The following is a 16,547-nucleotide window of genomic DNA, read 5'->3' as shown; positions in this document are numbered from 1 at the left end:
CAAATTTTTTAGCTATTCATTGTTCTTAGTACTTAACTTTATTATAATAGTAAAAGCCCTACAAAGAGCGTATTACGATATAAGGAGAATTCAAATGGTTTTTGGTCTAAAGTTAAGAAACATATTTTTTATCCTTATAGGTGCAGCTATTTTTTCTTTCGGTCTTGTCCATTTTAACATGCAAAATAACCTTGGTGAAGGTGGATTTACAGGTATAACGTTAATCTTGTATTATTTGTTTCAGTGGGACCCTGCTGTAACTAATATTTTATTAAATATTCCTGTGTTTTTTATTGGTTGGAAGTTTCTGGGAAGAAAGACATTTTTTTATACAGTTATTGGTACCATTGCAGTTTCAATCTTTTTAAAGGTTTTCCAAGTATATTCCTATCACATTCATTTAGAAAATGATATGGTGCTTGTTGCACTTTTCGCGGGTGTTTTTATCGGGGTTGGATTAGGTATCATTTTTCGTTTTGGTGGGACAACTGGTGGAGTTGACATCATTGCGCGCCTCGTACATAAATATGTTGGTTGGTCTATGGGAAAAACAATGTTTCTCTTTGATTTTATTGTCATAACAACTTCTATTTTCACATCCTTAAATTTGGTTCAAGGTATGTATACTCTAATTGCAGTATTTGTTGGTGCACGTGTTATTGATTTTATCCAAGAGGGTGCATACTCTGCACGGGGAGCCATTATTATCTCCAATAAGAGTGATGAGATAGCTAGTAAAATACATCATGTGATGAATCGAGGTATTACCATTTTAAATGGTCGTGGAAGCTATACGAAAGAAGATAGAGATGTATTATATTGTGTTATCGGCAGAAATGAAGTCGTACGCTTAAAACAGATTATTGAAGCAATCGATCCCCATGCCTTTGTGTCTATGAGTGCTGTTCATGATGTATTAGGCGAAGGATTTACGCTAGATGAGAATAAAAAGCCAATCCGAGATTAACTAAAAACATTTGCCCCCTATATAAAATCGGTTGTAAAAGCTTTGATTTACATATTTAAAAAGAATTTAGAGCAGAAAGAAAGGAAGTTAGACGAAGCCATTTCAAAATAGGCCTACCTAACTTCCTTTTTTCATTTAATATTGAACTTTAATCTCTATTACTTGCTAAAATCATTAAAACAAAGCGTAATAGCTCAGCTACGGCTACTAATGCAGCAGCAACATAAGTGAGTGCAGCAGCATTTAGTACTTTCTTTGTTTGTCTTTCTTCGTTATTACGAATGATACCAGTAGAAACTAATTGTGCCATTGCACGATTTGATGCATCAAATTCAACAGGTAATGTAACAAGTTGGAAAAGAACAGCTGCAGACATAAAGATTACACCAGCGACTGCTAATCCTGTTAGATCTAACATAAAACCAGCTATGATTAAGAAAAACGAAGCATTTGAACCAAAATTAGCAATTGGTACAAGTGCACTTCTAAATCTTAAAAATGCGTATGATTCCGCATCTTGAATGGCGTGTCCAACTTCATGCGCAGCAACTGCTGAAGCTGCCATGGATTGACCATGAAAATTATTTGTTGACAATCTAACGACTTTTTTGCTCGGATCATAGTGATCGGTCAATATACCTTTCGTCTCTTCAATTGTCACGTCGTATAACCCATTATCATTTAATATCTTTCTAGCAACTTCCGCTCCAGTCATCATAGAAGATGTTGCTATTTTCGAATATTTACTATACGTACTCTTTACCCTTGATTGAGCCCATAAAGGAATAATCATTAATAGTATAAAGTAGATGAGATAACTACCACTAATTCCATAAAACATCATTGTTCCTCCACTTATCTTAGTTGTATCCTTCTAAGGTCAATTTTAGTCAAAAACATATGTTCAGTCAAATGTTTTATCTTTTTTTGCTCTTTTTTTTTGCTCTCCTTTATACTTTCTCCAACTTACATAAGATAATGTAACTGCAATACAACCACCTACTATAAATACCATCCAGTAAAATGGTACCATTTCAGAGCGATTTAAATTTGCAGGCTCAGTCGCAGACGCAAAAACTGTTTGATGATTGCTAAAGATTAAAAAGAATATCCCTATGACCCCTGTTACGTTAGGTTTTATTAATCTTTTCATATCGTTTATCATAGAGATCCCCTCACATGTCTTTTTAACTAATGTATGTGAGGGGAATTTAAAATATCACTTTTATTTATATGTCAATGTAGCATTCTTACGTAACGTCACACAATATGTAACAATGATTGTCACGATACTCAACCAAAAAGTAAAATATCCTATTTCTTGCATACGACTTGTTAACGAAGAATATATTGGCATCATGCCAAAAACATAGTCAATTATATCATTATGTAAAATCCAAATTGAAGCCACAACAAAATGTCGTAACTTTATTTTAAAATAAGATGCATAAAGTAGACCTTCCACCGCCATTGCTGCATGAGAGAAAATAAGCATATACCCTTCCCAACTCAAATATCCGTCCACATAAAGTGTAAGTCCATTCATTGCAACAGCCCAAATACCGTACTTGAATAAGGACATTATCGCCAATGCTTCAATATATGGCACATTCTTACGAAATATAAAAAATAAAAGAAAGATAGTGAAAAATAAACTTGCAGTCGGACTATCAGGGACAAAGGCAAGAAATATGGAAGGGGTTATTGCTAACTGGTAACGATACCAATAATAGCCATATATCGTTCCGAACAGATTTATGATAAATAACAGGATTAAAAATCGTCGATCCGTCAAATAATGTTTTAACATATTCATGATACCTTCCTGTAGTAAAATGGTAAAAAAGCACCCTTACCAATGTCATGGCAAAGGTGCTTGATTATTATTCTTCTTCATCAAGAGATAAAATAAAATTAACTAATTGCTCCAATTCTTCATCGGTACCTTTAAATTGATCTGCCGGCATGCTACCAATTCCGTTAACAGCGATGTCAGCAAGCTCTTCCGCAGTATGCCCAGAACCAATAAGTGGTGGAGCAGCAGCAGAACCTGATAAATCTTCACCGTGACAAGCCATACAACTTTGTTTGTATACATCATACCCAGGATCACTTTCATCAATATCAACAGTGGCACCTGGTGGTATTGGTTTATTTGCTTCCGCACGTTCTGCCCAATTTACATGTGATGCAGATTCGTATGTTAGCCAAATAACAGCAGAAAGCGCTAATAACATCATCCCTACAGCAACAGGTCGTTGGTGTGGACGACGTCCTGGACCATTATCTAAAAATGGCGCTAGGAATAATGCACCAAAGGCTAGCCCTGGTAAAACAATAACACCCATAATAACATAATCTCCACCAGCAAACGTATATTTCAGTAATTCATATAGAAATAAGAAATACCAGTCTGGTAAAGGTATATATCCCGGAGTTGTTGGGTCCGCAACACCTTCTAACGGAGAAGGATGTGCTAGCGTTAAGCATAGAAACCCTACTAAAAATACGGAACCTGCTAACCACTCTTTGAGAAGAAAGTTCGGCCAAAATGCTTCCGTTCTACCGGGATATTCTGAATAATCTTTTGGAATTCTGGATATATGCTCTGCGGAGACACGAGAGTCTCCAACAAACTTCATTCCTTTACCCCTTTTCACAGCTTACCCCTCCTTTTATAGTGGTCCGGATATACCTTGTCTACGAATTAAAATAAAGTGGACAGCCATTAAAGCGAACAATGCACCTGGCAAGAAGAATACATGAATAGCAAAGAACCTTGTTAATGTTAATGCTCCTACAATCTCAGTATCTCCTGCTAAAAGTGTTTTTAAATAATCCCCAATTAATGGTACTTCTGCAGCAATATTTAGTCCAACTTCAGTTGCAAAGTAAGCTTTGTTATCCCACGGAAGTAAATATCCCGTGAAACCTAAGCCTAGCATTACAAAAAATAGTAAAACCCCAACCATCCAGTTTAATTCTCTTGGCTTTTTGTATGCTCCCTGGAAAAACACACGTAAAGTATGTAATAATAGCATAACTATCACGACACTAGCGCCCCAATGGTGCATTCCTCTTACAATTTGTCCATGGGCTACTTGTGTTTGTAAGTAATAAACAGATTTCCAGGCATTTTCTATATCAGGAACATAATACATTGTTAAAAACATTCCTGATAAAATCTGAATAACGACTACGAAAAATGTTAATCCCCCGAAACAATAAACAAATGCTGAAAAATGATGGGCTGGGTTAACATGCTCAGGAACTTCATGATCCGCTATATCCCGCCAAATCGGCGTAATATCTACGCGTTCATCAATCCAGTCGTACATTTTTTGTAACATAAATGATTACGCCCCCTTCCTAGGATATGCTTTTCCGAGATACAGGACTCCATTTTCAACTTTATGTTCATACACATGTAAAGGCTCAGTCGGTGGAGTTCCTTTAATATTTGTACCATCTTTATAGTACCGCCCATCATGACATGGGCAAAAGAATTCATTTGGGTATTTTTCATTACCTTCCCATGAGACCATACAGCCTAAATGTGTACAAACTGGGGAAAGTGCTACAATTTCATTATTATCATCTTTAAATACCCAAGCAGACTTACTAACTTTTGATTCATACCATGCATCTACTTGATCAATCTTCCAATCAACTCTTTGTGGTTCTGTAGTGATATCGTTTACATCCAATCCTACGTTTGCTAATTCTCCACTAGAAGCTGGTTGTAATACAGGGTCAATCGCCATACGCAAAGGCGAAATAAGTAAACCAGCGGCCATAAAGCCACCAACACCAGTTAATGTGTAGTTTAAAAATTGTCGACGGGTTACTTGTTGCTTTTCGTCACTCATGATTTTCCCCCCCTCTTTTTTTTATCACGGACAATTAATTTTATTCATATTACTAGGACATAACCATGATAGCGTAAACTATTGGCTCGGTCAAACAAAAACATATAATTGTTAGAACTTGATATATTTTGATACTTTTCACCAATACGAGCGAATAAGTTCACTAATCTGCGATACTTGCTCACGAATCATTTTTTGCATCTCACTGGAATGAAGTTCTCCTGTTTGAATATGAGGAAACCACAATAGATTTCCATTTAATTCTTTTTCAACTTTTTTCCATGTTGCATCAAATGTGATTAGAAAGATATGTTCAAACGGTTGCTTTTGTATGTGAGATAGCCATTGATTAATCCGGATTATTTCCTCATCTAGCTTTGATGACTTCCAATATGTATAGCTTGGAATAAGTAATGTACGTCCTGACAATTCCTGTTCCAATTCTTTTGTGAGCACTGCTAGTACCTCTTTTTGATAAGCAATTTTACTTGGAGCTTGATCCGCTTCAAGGCCAAAGGGACTTAATGGCATAATGATTGTATCAATGTATTCCTTTGCTTCGAGATACTTTTCAACATCATGATGGTTTGTCCATTTCACTATGAACCTCTCCTTATTATGTACTAACTTCATGAAAATATAATCATATATGTCATCTTAGCGTATTTAAACAAAAAAAATCAACCATAATCTAAGGTTGACTTTTTCTGTTTACCTCTAATTGTTGCATTTCTACTGTCAATTGCTCAAATGCATGTCGGTCATTTTGATCTAATGCTTGATCAATTGCACGCTTCAGCATATCACGCTTTGATTCATATAGGACTTTATCCAACAATTGTTGGGCAATTTCTTTATCTTTTTTCGTAATAAAATATTCATCAGGTATAAAAGGATTATCTTCTAATACCGAAACATAATTTGGTGTTTGGTGCGCATTTTTAAAATTTAATTGTATATATAACTCTTTATGGCGATTCATCCGTATATCATGAAAAGATTTTTCGGCATCTGTTGTTACAACATGATTTTTGTAAAAACGGAAAGGAATTTGATCAGAACAGTAGCTAGACATTACGATACTCCTTGGACAAAACTTTGCATCACTAACAAAGTGCGTGTTCTTTAAAATATCTTCATGATTTACGATGTAATTGAGAATCCATACACTTTCTCTTTTTTTCAGTTGGTAATGATTTAAAAACCAAACGATGAAGCTTTTTTTATCTTTAACAGAAATTGGAGCTTGCATATCGACCGTCCCCTCCTTGCCACCTTCTTTTCCTTTTTGTTTTATGTTTAACCCAGTTGTTCGTTTAAACGGTTAACAAATTCGCGTGTGTCATCATCGTCAGCTTCATGTGATAAGTATAATGTAAGTACAGGTAATGCTTCGTTCATCCTCCCTTCCTCACTTAAAAAGAAACCATATTCTTTAAGAAAATCACTATCATATTTTAAATTAGTATATGCACGGTTATAAGCATTTAATGCATGTTCATATTTTTCTTCTTCTCGATAGGCACGTGCCAATTCCCAATTATAAATAGGATCCTCTGCTCCTGTATCTTGTATGGACACGATGAGCTCAATAATTTGGTCACCCGCATTTGTTTCTTTTAATATATCAATTAGGAGTAACACAGCTTGTTTATAATCTGGTTCTAATGCAATTGCTTGACGTAGCAATGATTCACTCTCAACGTTTTCTCCTAATTTATGTGATAATACACCCGCGTAATAATACAACTCTTTGTTGAAATCATCCCACTTCAAACCTTCTTTAACCATTTCATATGCTTTTTGAATATTATTTTCCTTTTCATAAGCCTCTGCCAGTACTCGGTATACTGTTTGATAATAAGGATCCTGCTCAATAACTTTATGCCATAATGATATCGCGATATCATATCTTTTCGCCTGAAAAGCGGTTAAACCATGTTTATATAATATGTCAATAGATGGTGTATCAATTTGTGAGAAATAATCTAACGCTTTTTCATATTCTCCACAGGCAGCGAGGGATTCTGCTAACCGTTCATGAATGGCTACATGTGCAAGTTGATCTGACTTGATTTGTTCGTAATAAAGTACTGCCTTTTTAAATTCACCAATGGAAAAATACAATTCACCTAAAGCTAAGTCAATTACTTCCTCATTTGGTGCTTTATTTTTTGCTAATAACAATTTCTGTTCAGCTACTTCGAATAGTCCTTGCGATTCGTATAAGTCTGCTAATTGAATGAGAGCCTGTAAATAAGCGGGATCGTCTGTCCCAATTTCATCTAAAATTGCAATAGCAGCTTCATCGTTTTCTAGTTCAGTATAAGTTTCCGCGAGTAAGATTTTAAATTCTGCCTCATCCGGATAGGATTCTAATAATGTTTGCAAAACTTTACTAGCTTCCAATAAAAAGCCCCATTCCATGTAGAATAATGCAATTGTGTATTTTTCTTCATCATTTGCAATCGGATAAAACTTGGTTAGTTCAGCCAGTGATTCCTCTACTTTGTTCTGTTCCATAAGCTCTGTTGCTTTCAAAATACGATCCATCTATTAACGCCCTTTCTTTTAAACGAACTCTCTTTATATAAATAGTATAGTTTTTTATAAAATAAGTAAATGGGGCTGGGACAAAACCAAAGTGTCAGATTCCTCAATTACTAAAACAAGGAAGTCAGACCCTTATGTCCCAGCCTCACTCTTATGACATTAATTGATTTAGATGCTGATGAAAATTAGGATATGAAATATTAATACATGTATCATCGTCCATTTGTGGCAATTCTTCCATAATCAACGAGGCAATGCTAATCATCATTGCAATACGATGATCATGATATGTAGAAACATATCCCGCATGTAACTTCGTTTTACCATGGATAATCATTCCATCATCTGTTGCTTCAATCTTAGCACCAAATGTTGTTAAAACTTCTACAACAGCATCAATTCGATTTGTTTCCTTTACCTTTAATTCCTCTGCATTTCGTACAATTGTCGTCCCGTTTGCTTGGGTCGCAATTAATGCTAAAATTGGCAGCTCATCAATTAATCGCGGTATGATATCCCCTTCAATAACTGTTCCACTTAACTCACTGTAAGTAACAGTTATATCACCAATCTCTTCACCGTATCCATTCTCTCTTTGCGCAATCGAAAGTGTAGCCCCCATCTCCTGTAAAACATCTAATATACCAGTCCGTGTGGGATTAAGCCCAACATTTCGAATAGTGATGCAGCTATCCTCCTTCAGTAAAGCCCCTCCAATAAAAAAGGCTGCAGAAGAAATATCACCAGGTATATGAATGCTTGTTGCATGGAGTTCTGCTGGTGGAGTGAGTATGATTTTATCATCGATAGACTGAACTTGAACACCAAATGCTCGCAACATCTTTTCCGTATGGTCCCTTGTGTTACTCTTTTCTTTTACAATCGTTTGTCCCTCCGCAAAAAGTCCAGCAAGTAAAACGGCTGATTTTACTTGAGCACTTTTAACTGGCATTTGATAAGAGATACTTGCTAATTTTTTTCCACGTATTGCTAATGGCAAATTGCTCGCATTGTTTCTACCATCTACTTTTGCCCCCATTTGCATAAGTGGCTTTACGACACGATCCATTGGCCGTTTTGTTAAGGATGCATCACCGTAGAGTACAGTAGAAAATCGTAATCCAGCTAGTATTCCTAATAATAACCTGGCTGTAGTTCCAGAGTTTCCAATATATATTGGCTCCAATGGTTCTTTTAACCCTTCTTTACCTAAACCACTTATTTGTATGCGAGAGCCTTCACTTTTAATATGGACACCTAACGATTGGAATGCAGCAACAGTACGCTGGCAATCTTCACTATCTAAAAAATTAGTGATGGTCGTTATTCCTTGCGCTATCGACCCTAGCATAATGGCGCGATGTGAAATTGATTTATCTCCTGGGACATTTAATTCACCTCGTAATGGTTTCTTATTCCATTGTTTAGGCATTTTGATCACCTTGTTTCTTCACGATTATACGTTATTTATTTTTTTGAAAAATTGTTCTAGTAATCCTTCTAATTCTGCTTCATCCATTTTTTGTAAAATAGGTTCACCGATAGCCTGTAATAAAACCATTTGTACATGATTACTAACAACTTTTTTATCTAACTTCATTTGTTTAACTAATGAAGTTGATGAGAGTTCCTGTAAATGAATTGGATAATCATTATCTAACAACCATCTGTACATATCTTTAGTCGGTAACTGCGCGGAAAGCTTTTTTTCGCTCACAAACATCGCGAACAAAATGCCAATCGCAACTGCTTCTCCATGTGCCAGGGTTCCATATCCTAGAGTTGTTTCTAAAGCATGACCTAGCGTATGTCCAAAGTTCAAATACTTTCGTTCGTTTGCTTCCTTTTCATCTTTTTCAACAAGATTAGCCTTAATCATGATTCCATTTCTAACATGCATTTTTAATTGCTCCACGACAATATTATTTATTTTAATAGACAAAATCGAGTTATAAAGAGTCGGTTCAGCAATTAATGCCTCTTTTAATAATTCTGCATAACCGGAACGCACCTCTTTAAGCGGAAGGGTCTGTAGTGTCTCCATATCATATATTACTGCTTGCGGTGAATAAAATTGACCAATTAGATTTTTCCCATACTCGTGGTTAATAGCAACCTTACCACCGACACTACTATCATGAGCTAGAATCGTCGTAGGCATTTGAATATAATCAATCCCGCGCATATATGTTGCTGCAACAAAACCGGCTAGATCACCAATAACCCCTCCGCCTAACGCGATAATCAATGACTGACGAGTTAATCCGAACTGTAGCGCTTTTGTATGGATGTCATAGAACGTCTGCAATTGCTTTACATGCTCACCTGGGGGCAAAGTGATTGTATAGACCTGTTCATGATGTAAACTGCATCGTATATCAGCTAAATACAACGTAGCAACATTTTCATCGGTAATCACGAGTATTTTATCGTAGTCCTTCGCTATATAATCGGAAAGTGAATGCCTTATTCCAGCTTGAATATATATTGGGTAAATATGAGTCGTCGCGTTTATTTGTAGTTTTTGCATTAGAAATTTCTAATCCTATCTCTATATTGAGTAATTTCCCGCTTTAACGTAGGAAAATGATCACTTGAGAATTGTTCTGTGATAGCACGTGCTAATTCAAAGGCTACAACATGTTCCATCACAACTGCCGCCGCCGGAACTGCACATGAATCAGACCGTTCGATACTAGCGTGAAAGGGTTCTTTTGAATCAATATCAACGCTTTGCAATGGCTTATATAATGTTGGTATTGGCTTCATCACACCTTTTACAATAATTGGCATCCCTGTTGTCATTCCACCTTCAAATCCACCTAATCGATTTGATGCGCGATAATAACCACGCTCTTTATTCCATAGAATCTCGTCATGAACTTCACTGCCAAATTTTTCAGCTGCTTCAAATCCAATTCCAAACTCCACACCTTTAAAAGCGTTAATACTCATTACACTACCTGCAATTCTACCATCAAGTTTACGATCATAGTGAACATATGAACCTATTCCTGCAGGCATTCCCTCCACTACTACTTCCGCAACACCACCAATAGAGTCGCCAGCTTTTTTTGCTTCATCAATGGCGTCCATCATTTGCTTTTCTACCTGTTTATCAAGTGTGCGTACTGGTGATTGTTCGGAAAGCTCTTGTTTTTCTTGTATCGTGAATTGATTTTTCTCCCCTGCTATAATACCTCTTATTTCTTTTACATAACCACAAACTTCTATTCCCAACTGTCTCAGTAATATTTTTGCAACGGCACCAGCGGCAACACGCGCTGCAGTTTCTCGTGCAGATGAACGTTCCAAAACATTTCTCATATCACGGTGACCATATTTTAATGCTCCATTTAAATCCGCATGGCCAGGTCGTGGTTTTGTAACAACCCTGCGCAACTTCGTGTCTTCTGATATAGGGTCTTCTCCCATAATACTTTCCCAATGTCGATAGTCGTCATTCGTAATTACTAATGAAATGGGTGAACCTAATGTTTCTCCATGACGTACACCACTCGTTATTTCAACAAGGTCTGTTTCTATTTGCATACGTCTTCCACGACCATATCCTTTTTGTCTTCGCAATAATGATTCATTTATTTCATCACGGTGCAGTGTCATTTTTGCAGGTACTCCTTCAATAATCGTAGTTAACTGCTTTCCGTGAGACTCGCCTGCAGTAAGATAACGTATCATTCTAATTCTCCTTCATACATATCATTCATATCATTATCATACATGTTGTATTTTCCATAATCTAATAATATATCTTGATGAAAAAACTCTTATCTATAGTTTAGATAAGAGTTTTCAATTCAGCTATTCTTTTGATAAAAGAACGTATCAATTAAAGATAAACGATAGTGATCTGCATTAAAAATTTGCTCAGTACTTCCAACAAATAAAATACCATTAGGACCTAAAGACTCACTAAATTGATGATAAATATAATCTTTAGCTTCGTCTGTAAAGTAAATTAATACATTCCGGCAAAGGACTAAATCAATATTTTTAGGGTATGGGTCAGCAAGTAAATTATGTCTTTTAAATTGAATAAGTTTTTTAATTGCCGGATCTATATGATGAACACCATTTTTATTTACAAAATATTTATTTTTCATTATCTCAGGTAAATCTCGCAAGGACTGTTCCGTGTATATTCCTAGTTTTGCTTTGCTAATTACAGCTTCATCTATATCTGTTGCAATAATTTCAAACTCCACATCTGGAAAATACTCATTCATTAGCATCGCAACACTATATGGTTCTTCCCCAGTAGAACAAGCCGCACTCCAAATTTTTACCTTTTTGCGATTATGTAATAGATTTGGAATGATTTTCTTTTCTAGCACTTCCCAACGCTTAGGATTACGATAAAACTCTGATACATTAATCGTCATTCGATCTAAAAACTCTTGTAACAATGTTTTATCTTTTGCTAAGGCTTGAAAATAATCTGCGAAGTTCTCATATCCCCGTTTTTCCCTTAAAGAAGTTAATCTTCTTTTCATTTGCGCTTCTTTATATAGGGATAGATCTATTCCGAGCTTTTGTTTAATTTGTACAGTAAATTGTTTGTAATCTCCCATGGTGTAGTCCCTCGATTATCATTTATAGTTTAAAAATACCCCCGTTTGTACGGAGGCAAATTTATTAATAAATCCATTCATCATTTATTTTTGTGTAAGAAACTAATTCTGCTTTTTTAAAGAACAAATTAATTTCTCGTTCCGCACTTTCAGGTGAGTCAGAACCGTGAATGATGTTTTTACCTACTGTTACACCAAAATCACCGCGGATTGTTCCAGGAGCTGCCTCAGCTGGATTTGTTTTTCCCATCATGTCTCGAGCAGTTTTTATGACATTTTCGCCTTCCCATACCATTGCAAAAACTGGGCCTGAAGTAATAAAGTCTACTAATTCCCCGAAGAATGGACGTTCCTTATGTTCTCCATAATGTTCTTTCGCCAACTCATCTGAAATTTGCATCAATTTGGCGCCAGCAAGCTTAAAACCTTTACGCTCAAATCTACTAACAATATCACCGATTAGATTACGTTGTACACCGTCTGGTTTGACCATTAAAAAAGTTTTCTCCATTTTTACACCCCTAATAAATTATGTATTAATGCCGATAAAATTTTATCAAAGTTCTTAGGAATTCACAACAATAAACACTAAAAACGTCTTTTTCCAATATATAACGCAATATTTACTAATGCTTTTTTCGCATCTGAGTTCGGGAAATCATTTAAAACTGTTAACGCTTTTTCCAGATACAAGTTGCTTACATGATACGAATAATCAATAGCACCTAACTCATTAATTTTTGTTATGATTTCCTTCATCTGATTCTCACTTATTTCTTCTTTTGTTAAAAAAAGATCTTGAATCATTTGTTGAAAAGATTTATTTTGAAGTGCATATAAAACAGGTAATGTAATGTTGCCTTGTATGAGATCATTACCTGCTGGTTTTCCGAGTTCCTTTTCATTGGAAGTAAAGTCGAGTATATCATCAATAATTTGATAGGACATCCCAATATAATAACCATATTTATACATCTGCAAAACTTGCTTACGATTTAATCCTGCTGCAATAGCTCCTAATTTACAACTTGTTGCAATTAGCAATGCTGTTTTCCGTTTAATTCTACGTAAATAAACACGGAGGTTTTGGTCCCATTTATATTTATATTTCATTTGTTCAATTTCTCCAGCACATACTTCAACAATCGTATGTGATAAACAACGCTGTACAGCTGGATTATTAATTTTTGTTATCGTTTCAAGTGCTCTTGCCAAAATGTAATCACCTGTGTACATTGCAACCCGATTACTGTACTGTTTTTTTACAGTGGGCTTACCTCTACGCAAATCAGCATGGTCAATCACATCATCATGTACAAGTGTTGCCATATGAATAAGTTCTAACGAAACAGCAATGATAGTTATTTGTTCAGCGTCATACTTTTCCCCTAATTTACCGGAAAGCAAAACAAAAGCAGGTCGAATCCTTTTCCCGCCTGCCTTAAGCAAATGTGTAGATGCTTCTCGTAATACGGAATGATCTGCTTGGATAACTGTGCCTAGTTCTTCTTCAATCAAATCCAATTCTTTTTTTAAAAAACTATATGTTCTGGCTAATTTCATGTCATTCACCTTTTGCCAAATAATAAATTATTTAATGCCCATATGCATGGCAGATACACCACCAGTATAACTCTTAACATTAACTTTTGAAAAACCTACTTCTAAAAACATCTTTTTTAATATATTCTTGTCCGGAAAGTCTTTTGCTGATTCATGCAACCATGCATATTCATTATAACTCTTTGCAAAAATCTTCCCAAATAATGGCATAATAAAACGAAAGTAAAAATAATATAATTGACGATAAACCGGAATAGTTGGTTGGGATGTTTCCAAACAAACTACAATACCCCCAGGTTTTACTACTCGATACATTTCCTTTAAAACTTTCATATAGTCTGGTACATTCCGGAGTCCAAAACCAATTGTAACGTAATCAAATGAATCATCAGCAAATGGGAGTTCCATTGCATTGCCATGAACATATGAAATGTTATTTAATTTTAGATTGTTAGTCTTTTCTTTGGCGACTTTCAGCATATTTTCACTAAAATCAAGACCAATTACTTCCCCTTCTGCCATTGCTTCCGCTAAAGCAATGGACCAATCACCCGTTCCGCAACATACATCAAGTGCTCTTCCATTCGTTTTAACATTCATTCGCTTCATAACATCCCGGCGCCAAGCCTTGTGTCGCTGAAATGAAATAATAGAATTCATGGAATCATAACGGCCATATATTGTTTCAAATACATGATGCACACGTTCCTCTTTTGACTGTTCATTCATTGCCAATCATCTCCCATGTTTTCCGATGGTTTAAAAAATTACTTAAATAGTTTTTAAAACGTTCATGTTCTCGTGGTAGTTCATTTATAAGATGCTCAAGTATAGCAAAACTTTTCAGTATTTCAGTTTTAATCCCAGGAACAGTTTTTAAGATTTCTTGAAAATCAAGATGATTCATTAAACGATTGTTCGAATGATGAGCAAGGGATATAAGCTTTTTTAAAAATAACCATTCTTCAATAACTTTCTTCAAATACGGCTTATTTATAAATTGGGCAATATGTACATATAATGGAGCTTCTATTTGTTTAACAAGGGTAGAAAAATCTTGAAACGTTTGAAATTCTTTATAATACAGCTTCATTTTCGCCTCATTAATATCGCGAATCGCACTCGCAAGTTTTTGAATTAATGACACCTCATCTATTTGCGAAAGCATCAAATAATACATACCACTATAATAATCTCCGGCCAACACGTAAAGTTGTTGCGCAATATATTGTTGTTCATGTTCATCGTACATTTTATCCGTAACCAGGTCATGTGTATCTAATGCTATTTGGATAAGCATTGTTGTCACTATATAAGTTTGTTTCGTTTCTAAGGGCAAGTTTACATTTAACATGACATCATGTAAGAAAAACAGCTTATCTTCATCGATTGAAACTTTTTGAATGTGTTGATCCATGTAAGAATGTTTAAGTTTCTCTGCTAGTAAATATTTTAAATCTCGTATCTCTATTCCAGTTATCACTTTTTTCACCTATGCCCTTTCAACCAATCCAAGCTAACTTTTGCTATTATAACATAATTTCATCTATGAGATAACAAGTTACGACAAAATGCGTGATTTTATTCGTTTTTTAATTCTCCATGGCTTGTTTGAATAATTGCTTTACCACGGATTTTTACCGCAGATGTATGTTCTGTAAATTGCGCAATCATCACTTCATCTTTATCCAATTTTTCGGAATGATGAAATCTTGTATCCGTTCCCCGGGTTAAGCCAATGACATTCACACCATCTTCTAATGCCTTGACTACGAAAAAATCGGTTTTATTTGTTATTTCACTCATAAACCCACCACCTACCTGTTTATTCGATATTTTTACGCCTATTTATACTATATATGAAAAAGTAATCCTTTGATATCACTATATATCATATTACAATGTGGTTATTTCAAATCAAAATAAAAAGGATGCGTTTAAACGCACCCTTTTTATACCCTATGTAAATTCACCTTATTTAACGGCATCTTTTAGGGCTTTTCCTGGTTTGAAAGCAGGAACTTTACTTGCTGGAATTTGAATTTCTTCTCCAGTTTGTGGATTGCGACCTTTACGAGCAGAACGCTCACGTACTTCAAAGTTACCAAAGCCAATTAATTGTACTTTTTCACCTTTACTAAGTGAATCCATGACAGCTTCAAAAACTGCATCAACCGCTTTACCTGCATCTTTCTTTGAAAGTTCGCTTTTATCAGCAACCGCATTAATTAAGTCTGTTTTGTTCATGACATTCACCTCCTCCCAAATAACTTCAGCATAAAGAACAAATAAAATCTATCTTCATTTGTTCACCAATTAGCCTGATTTTATACCTCGTGTTGCACCAAATTCAATGGCGACAAGGCTTATAATAACCGAGTTCAGAATAAAATTCAACAAAAACTTCTCATTTCTACTATTTTTTTATCATATTTTAAAGAGATTGTAACAATTTATTCCAATTTAATCGCTTTCATATATTTTTATGTAATTTTATCTATCATAAACAATATACGACATAAAGAAGGAAAGTCCTGCTATTTTTTAAAAAAATAAAAATTGTTTTTTTCACAAGTTGTGCTTTTAATTTTTATGGTTGTTGTTAGCGAAAAAGTAACGTTAGAATAAATAGAGCTACAAAAATATAGTTCACTTTCCGAGGAGGATATTGACTATATTCGAGCCTACCACATATAGACTCACAATCGTCGACTGATACACACAATGAATTCACGTCAACGTTATGTACAAACCTTGTACTTCGTCTATCTGCTAAATATAGCTTGTCCTGTACGTTGGAGGCTAACGCTATACATTAAGCATACAAAGTGTTTTGCCGAATGTGTATCAGCGGCAAACTAAGTTGGTGTATGAAAAAAACTCATCATAGCAATTGTAAGCCTGATTTAATCACCAAAAGGGAATTTTTAAGAACAAACTAAAATAAAACAGCAACTATATGAGTAGTTGCTGTTTTATTATAAATAAGGCCTTATAAAAAGT

Annotated in this window: 20 protein-coding genes; 1 reads left to right on the top strand and 19 read right to left on the bottom strand. The window is 35.2% G+C overall.

The window, feature by feature from the left end; all coding sequences use genetic code 11:
• Positions 1-94 precede the first annotated feature (94 nt).
• Positions 95-967 (top strand): YitT family protein, encoded by an 873-nt coding sequence (locus tag ACFFIS_RS01165; protein WP_390185797.1) that lies wholly within the window; start codon positions 95-97, stop codon positions 965-967.
• A gap of 148 nt (positions 968-1,115) precedes the next feature.
• Here ACFFIS_RS01165 and ACFFIS_RS01160 read toward each other — a convergent pair whose 3' ends face one another.
• From ACFFIS_RS01160 to hbs, 19 genes are all read right to left on the bottom strand, one after another.
• Positions 1,116-1,808: a zinc metallopeptidase gene (locus tag ACFFIS_RS01160; RefSeq protein ID WP_320379053.1), complete on the bottom strand. Its 693-nt coding sequence runs from the start codon at positions 1,806-1,808 to the stop codon at positions 1,116-1,118.
• A 63-nt stretch (positions 1,809-1,871) separates the two neighbouring features.
• Entirely contained in the window at positions 1,872-2,132 is a 261-nt protein-coding gene (locus ACFFIS_RS01155; protein WP_320379054.1) for a sporulation protein YpjB, read from the bottom strand.
• Between the two features lie 60 nt (positions 2,133-2,192).
• Positions 2,193-2,777, bottom strand: a complete 585-nt coding sequence (lhaT, locus tag ACFFIS_RS01150; RefSeq protein ID WP_390185827.1) for a lipoprotein heptaprenylglyceryl N-acetyltransferase LhaT — start codon at positions 2,775-2,777, stop codon at positions 2,193-2,195.
• A 73-nt stretch (positions 2,778-2,850) separates the two neighbouring features.
• Positions 2,851-3,627, bottom strand: coding sequence for a menaquinol-cytochrome c reductase cytochrome b/c subunit (locus ACFFIS_RS01145; protein WP_390185795.1), 777 nt, complete (start codon positions 3,625-3,627; stop codon positions 2,851-2,853).
• A gap of 15 nt (positions 3,628-3,642) precedes the next feature.
• Positions 3,643-4,317, bottom strand: coding sequence for a menaquinol-cytochrome c reductase cytochrome b subunit (gene qcrB, locus ACFFIS_RS01140; RefSeq protein ID WP_320379055.1), 675 nt, complete (start codon positions 4,315-4,317; stop codon positions 3,643-3,645).
• 6 nt (positions 4,318-4,323) lie between these two features.
• Positions 4,324-4,836 (bottom strand): QcrA and Rieske domain-containing protein, encoded by a 513-nt coding sequence (locus ACFFIS_RS01135; RefSeq protein ID WP_390185794.1) that lies wholly within the window; start codon positions 4,834-4,836, stop codon positions 4,324-4,326.
• A 138-nt stretch (positions 4,837-4,974) separates the two neighbouring features.
• Entirely contained in the window at positions 4,975-5,436 is a 462-nt protein-coding gene (locus ACFFIS_RS01130) for a DUF2487 family protein (RefSeq protein ID WP_320379056.1), read from the bottom strand.
• Between the two features lie 91 nt (positions 5,437-5,527).
• A complete protein-coding gene (locus ACFFIS_RS01125) occupies positions 5,528-6,088 on the bottom strand; it encodes a ReoY family proteolytic degradation factor (RefSeq protein WP_320379057.1) in 561 nt (186 codons plus the stop codon).
• A 47-nt stretch (positions 6,089-6,135) separates the two neighbouring features.
• Complete coding sequence (locus ACFFIS_RS01120) at positions 6,136-7,389, bottom strand: tetratricopeptide repeat protein (protein ID WP_320379058.1); 1,254 nt, start codon at positions 7,387-7,389, stop codon at positions 6,136-6,138.
• Positions 7,390-7,540: 151 nt separating this feature from the next.
• Positions 7,541-8,821, bottom strand: a complete 1,281-nt coding sequence (aroA, locus tag ACFFIS_RS01115; protein WP_390185793.1) for a 3-phosphoshikimate 1-carboxyvinyltransferase — start codon at positions 8,819-8,821, stop codon at positions 7,541-7,543.
• A 24-nt stretch (positions 8,822-8,845) separates the two neighbouring features.
• Positions 8,846-9,919 carry a 3-dehydroquinate synthase gene (gene aroB, locus ACFFIS_RS01110; RefSeq protein ID WP_320379059.1) on the bottom strand — a complete coding sequence of 358 codons (1,074 nt, stop codon included), beginning with the start codon at positions 9,917-9,919 and terminating at the stop codon, positions 8,846-8,848.
• On the bottom strand, positions 9,919-11,085 hold the full coding sequence (gene aroC / locus ACFFIS_RS01105) for a chorismate synthase (protein ID WP_390185825.1): 1,167 nt from the start codon (positions 11,083-11,085) through the stop codon (positions 9,919-9,921). The genes aroB and aroC overlap by 1 nt, the downstream gene beginning before the upstream one ends.
• A 122-nt stretch (positions 11,086-11,207) precedes the next feature.
• A complete protein-coding gene (locus ACFFIS_RS01100) occupies positions 11,208-11,981 on the bottom strand; it encodes a CheR family methyltransferase (protein WP_320379060.1) in 774 nt (257 codons plus the stop codon).
• A gap of 64 nt (positions 11,982-12,045) precedes the next feature.
• Entirely contained in the window at positions 12,046-12,492 is a 447-nt protein-coding gene (gene ndk / locus ACFFIS_RS01095; RefSeq protein ID WP_390185791.1) for a nucleoside-diphosphate kinase, read from the bottom strand.
• A gap of 77 nt (positions 12,493-12,569) precedes the next feature.
• Positions 12,570-13,544, bottom strand: a complete 975-nt coding sequence (gene hepT / locus ACFFIS_RS01090; protein WP_320379061.1) for a heptaprenyl diphosphate synthase component II — start codon at positions 13,542-13,544, stop codon at positions 12,570-12,572.
• Between the two features lie 27 nt (positions 13,545-13,571).
• Complete coding sequence (gene menG, locus ACFFIS_RS01085) at positions 13,572-14,273, bottom strand: demethylmenaquinone methyltransferase (protein WP_320379062.1); 702 nt, start codon at positions 14,271-14,273, stop codon at positions 13,572-13,574.
• Positions 14,266-15,036, bottom strand: coding sequence for a heptaprenyl diphosphate synthase component 1 (locus ACFFIS_RS01080; RefSeq protein WP_390185789.1), 771 nt, complete (start codon positions 15,034-15,036; stop codon positions 14,266-14,268). Before ACFFIS_RS01080 ends, menG begins: the two co-directional genes overlap by 8 nt.
• A gap of 89 nt (positions 15,037-15,125) precedes the next feature.
• Positions 15,126-15,350: a trp RNA-binding attenuation protein MtrB gene (gene mtrB / locus ACFFIS_RS01075; protein WP_320379065.1), complete on the bottom strand. Its 225-nt coding sequence runs from the start codon at positions 15,348-15,350 to the stop codon at positions 15,126-15,128.
• A 168-nt stretch (positions 15,351-15,518) separates the two neighbouring features.
• Positions 15,519-15,791 carry a non-specific DNA-binding protein Hbs gene (gene hbs / locus ACFFIS_RS01070; RefSeq protein ID WP_320379066.1) on the bottom strand — a complete coding sequence of 91 codons (273 nt, stop codon included), beginning with the start codon at positions 15,789-15,791 and terminating at the stop codon, positions 15,519-15,521.
• Positions 15,792-16,547: the final 756 nt, after the last annotated feature.

The organism is Paracerasibacillus soli, from assembly GCF_042432965.1.
In the GTDB taxonomy this organism is placed as follows: Bacteria; Bacillota; Bacilli; order Bacillales; family Amphibacillaceae; genus Paracerasibacillus; species Paracerasibacillus soli.
This window is presented reverse-complemented; position numbering and strand designations above follow the sequence as displayed.

What these genes read in the sequence shown, in the direction of transcription:
- menG (WP_320379062.1), bottom strand. Translation starts at nt 14,273, where the DNA reads ATGAATGAACAGTCAAAAGAGGAACGTGTGCATCATGTATTTGAAACA.
- ACFFIS_RS01135 (WP_390185794.1), bottom strand. Translation starts at nt 4,836, where the DNA reads ATGAGTGACGAAAAGCAACAAGTAACCCGTCGACAATTTTTAAACTAC.
- hepT (WP_320379061.1), bottom strand. Translation starts at nt 13,544, where the DNA reads ATGAAATTAGCCAGAACATATAGTTTTTTAAAAAAAGAATTGGATTTG.
- qcrB (WP_320379055.1), bottom strand. Translation starts at nt 4,317, where the DNA reads ATGTTACAAAAAATGTACGACTGGATTGATGAACGCGTAGATATTACG.
- mtrB (WP_320379065.1), bottom strand. Translation starts at nt 15,350, where the DNA reads ATGAGTGAAATAACAAATAAAACCGATTTTTTCGTAGTCAAGGCATTA.
- aroA (WP_390185793.1), bottom strand. Translation starts at nt 8,821, where the DNA reads ATGCCTAAACAATGGAATAAGAAACCATTACGAGGTGAATTAAATGTC.
- aroB (WP_320379059.1), bottom strand. Translation starts at nt 9,919, where the DNA reads ATGCAAAAACTACAAATAAACGCGACGACTCATATTTACCCAATATAT.
- ACFFIS_RS01160 (WP_320379053.1), bottom strand. Translation starts at nt 1,808, where the DNA reads ATGTTTTATGGAATTAGTGGTAGTTATCTCATCTACTTTATACTATTA.
- ACFFIS_RS01155 (WP_320379054.1), bottom strand. Translation starts at nt 2,132, where the DNA reads ATGATAAACGATATGAAAAGATTAATAAAACCTAACGTAACAGGGGTC.
- hbs (WP_320379066.1), bottom strand. Translation starts at nt 15,791, where the DNA reads ATGAACAAAACAGACTTAATTAATGCGGTTGCTGATAAAAGCGAACTT.
- ACFFIS_RS01120 (WP_320379058.1), bottom strand. Translation starts at nt 7,389, where the DNA reads ATGGATCGTATTTTGAAAGCAACAGAGCTTATGGAACAGAACAAAGTA.
- ACFFIS_RS01100 (WP_320379060.1), bottom strand. Translation starts at nt 11,981, where the DNA reads ATGGGAGATTACAAACAATTTACTGTACAAATTAAACAAAAGCTCGGA.
- ACFFIS_RS01125 (WP_320379057.1), bottom strand. Translation starts at nt 6,088, where the DNA reads ATGCAAGCTCCAATTTCTGTTAAAGATAAAAAAAGCTTCATCGTTTGG.
- lhaT (WP_390185827.1), bottom strand. Translation starts at nt 2,777, where the DNA reads ATGTTAAAACATTATTTGACGGATCGACGATTTTTAATCCTGTTATTT.
- ndk (WP_390185791.1), bottom strand. Translation starts at nt 12,492, where the DNA reads ATGGAGAAAACTTTTTTAATGGTCAAACCAGACGGTGTACAACGTAAT.
- ACFFIS_RS01165 (WP_390185797.1), top strand. Translation starts at nt 95, where the DNA reads ATGGTTTTTGGTCTAAAGTTAAGAAACATATTTTTTATCCTTATAGGT.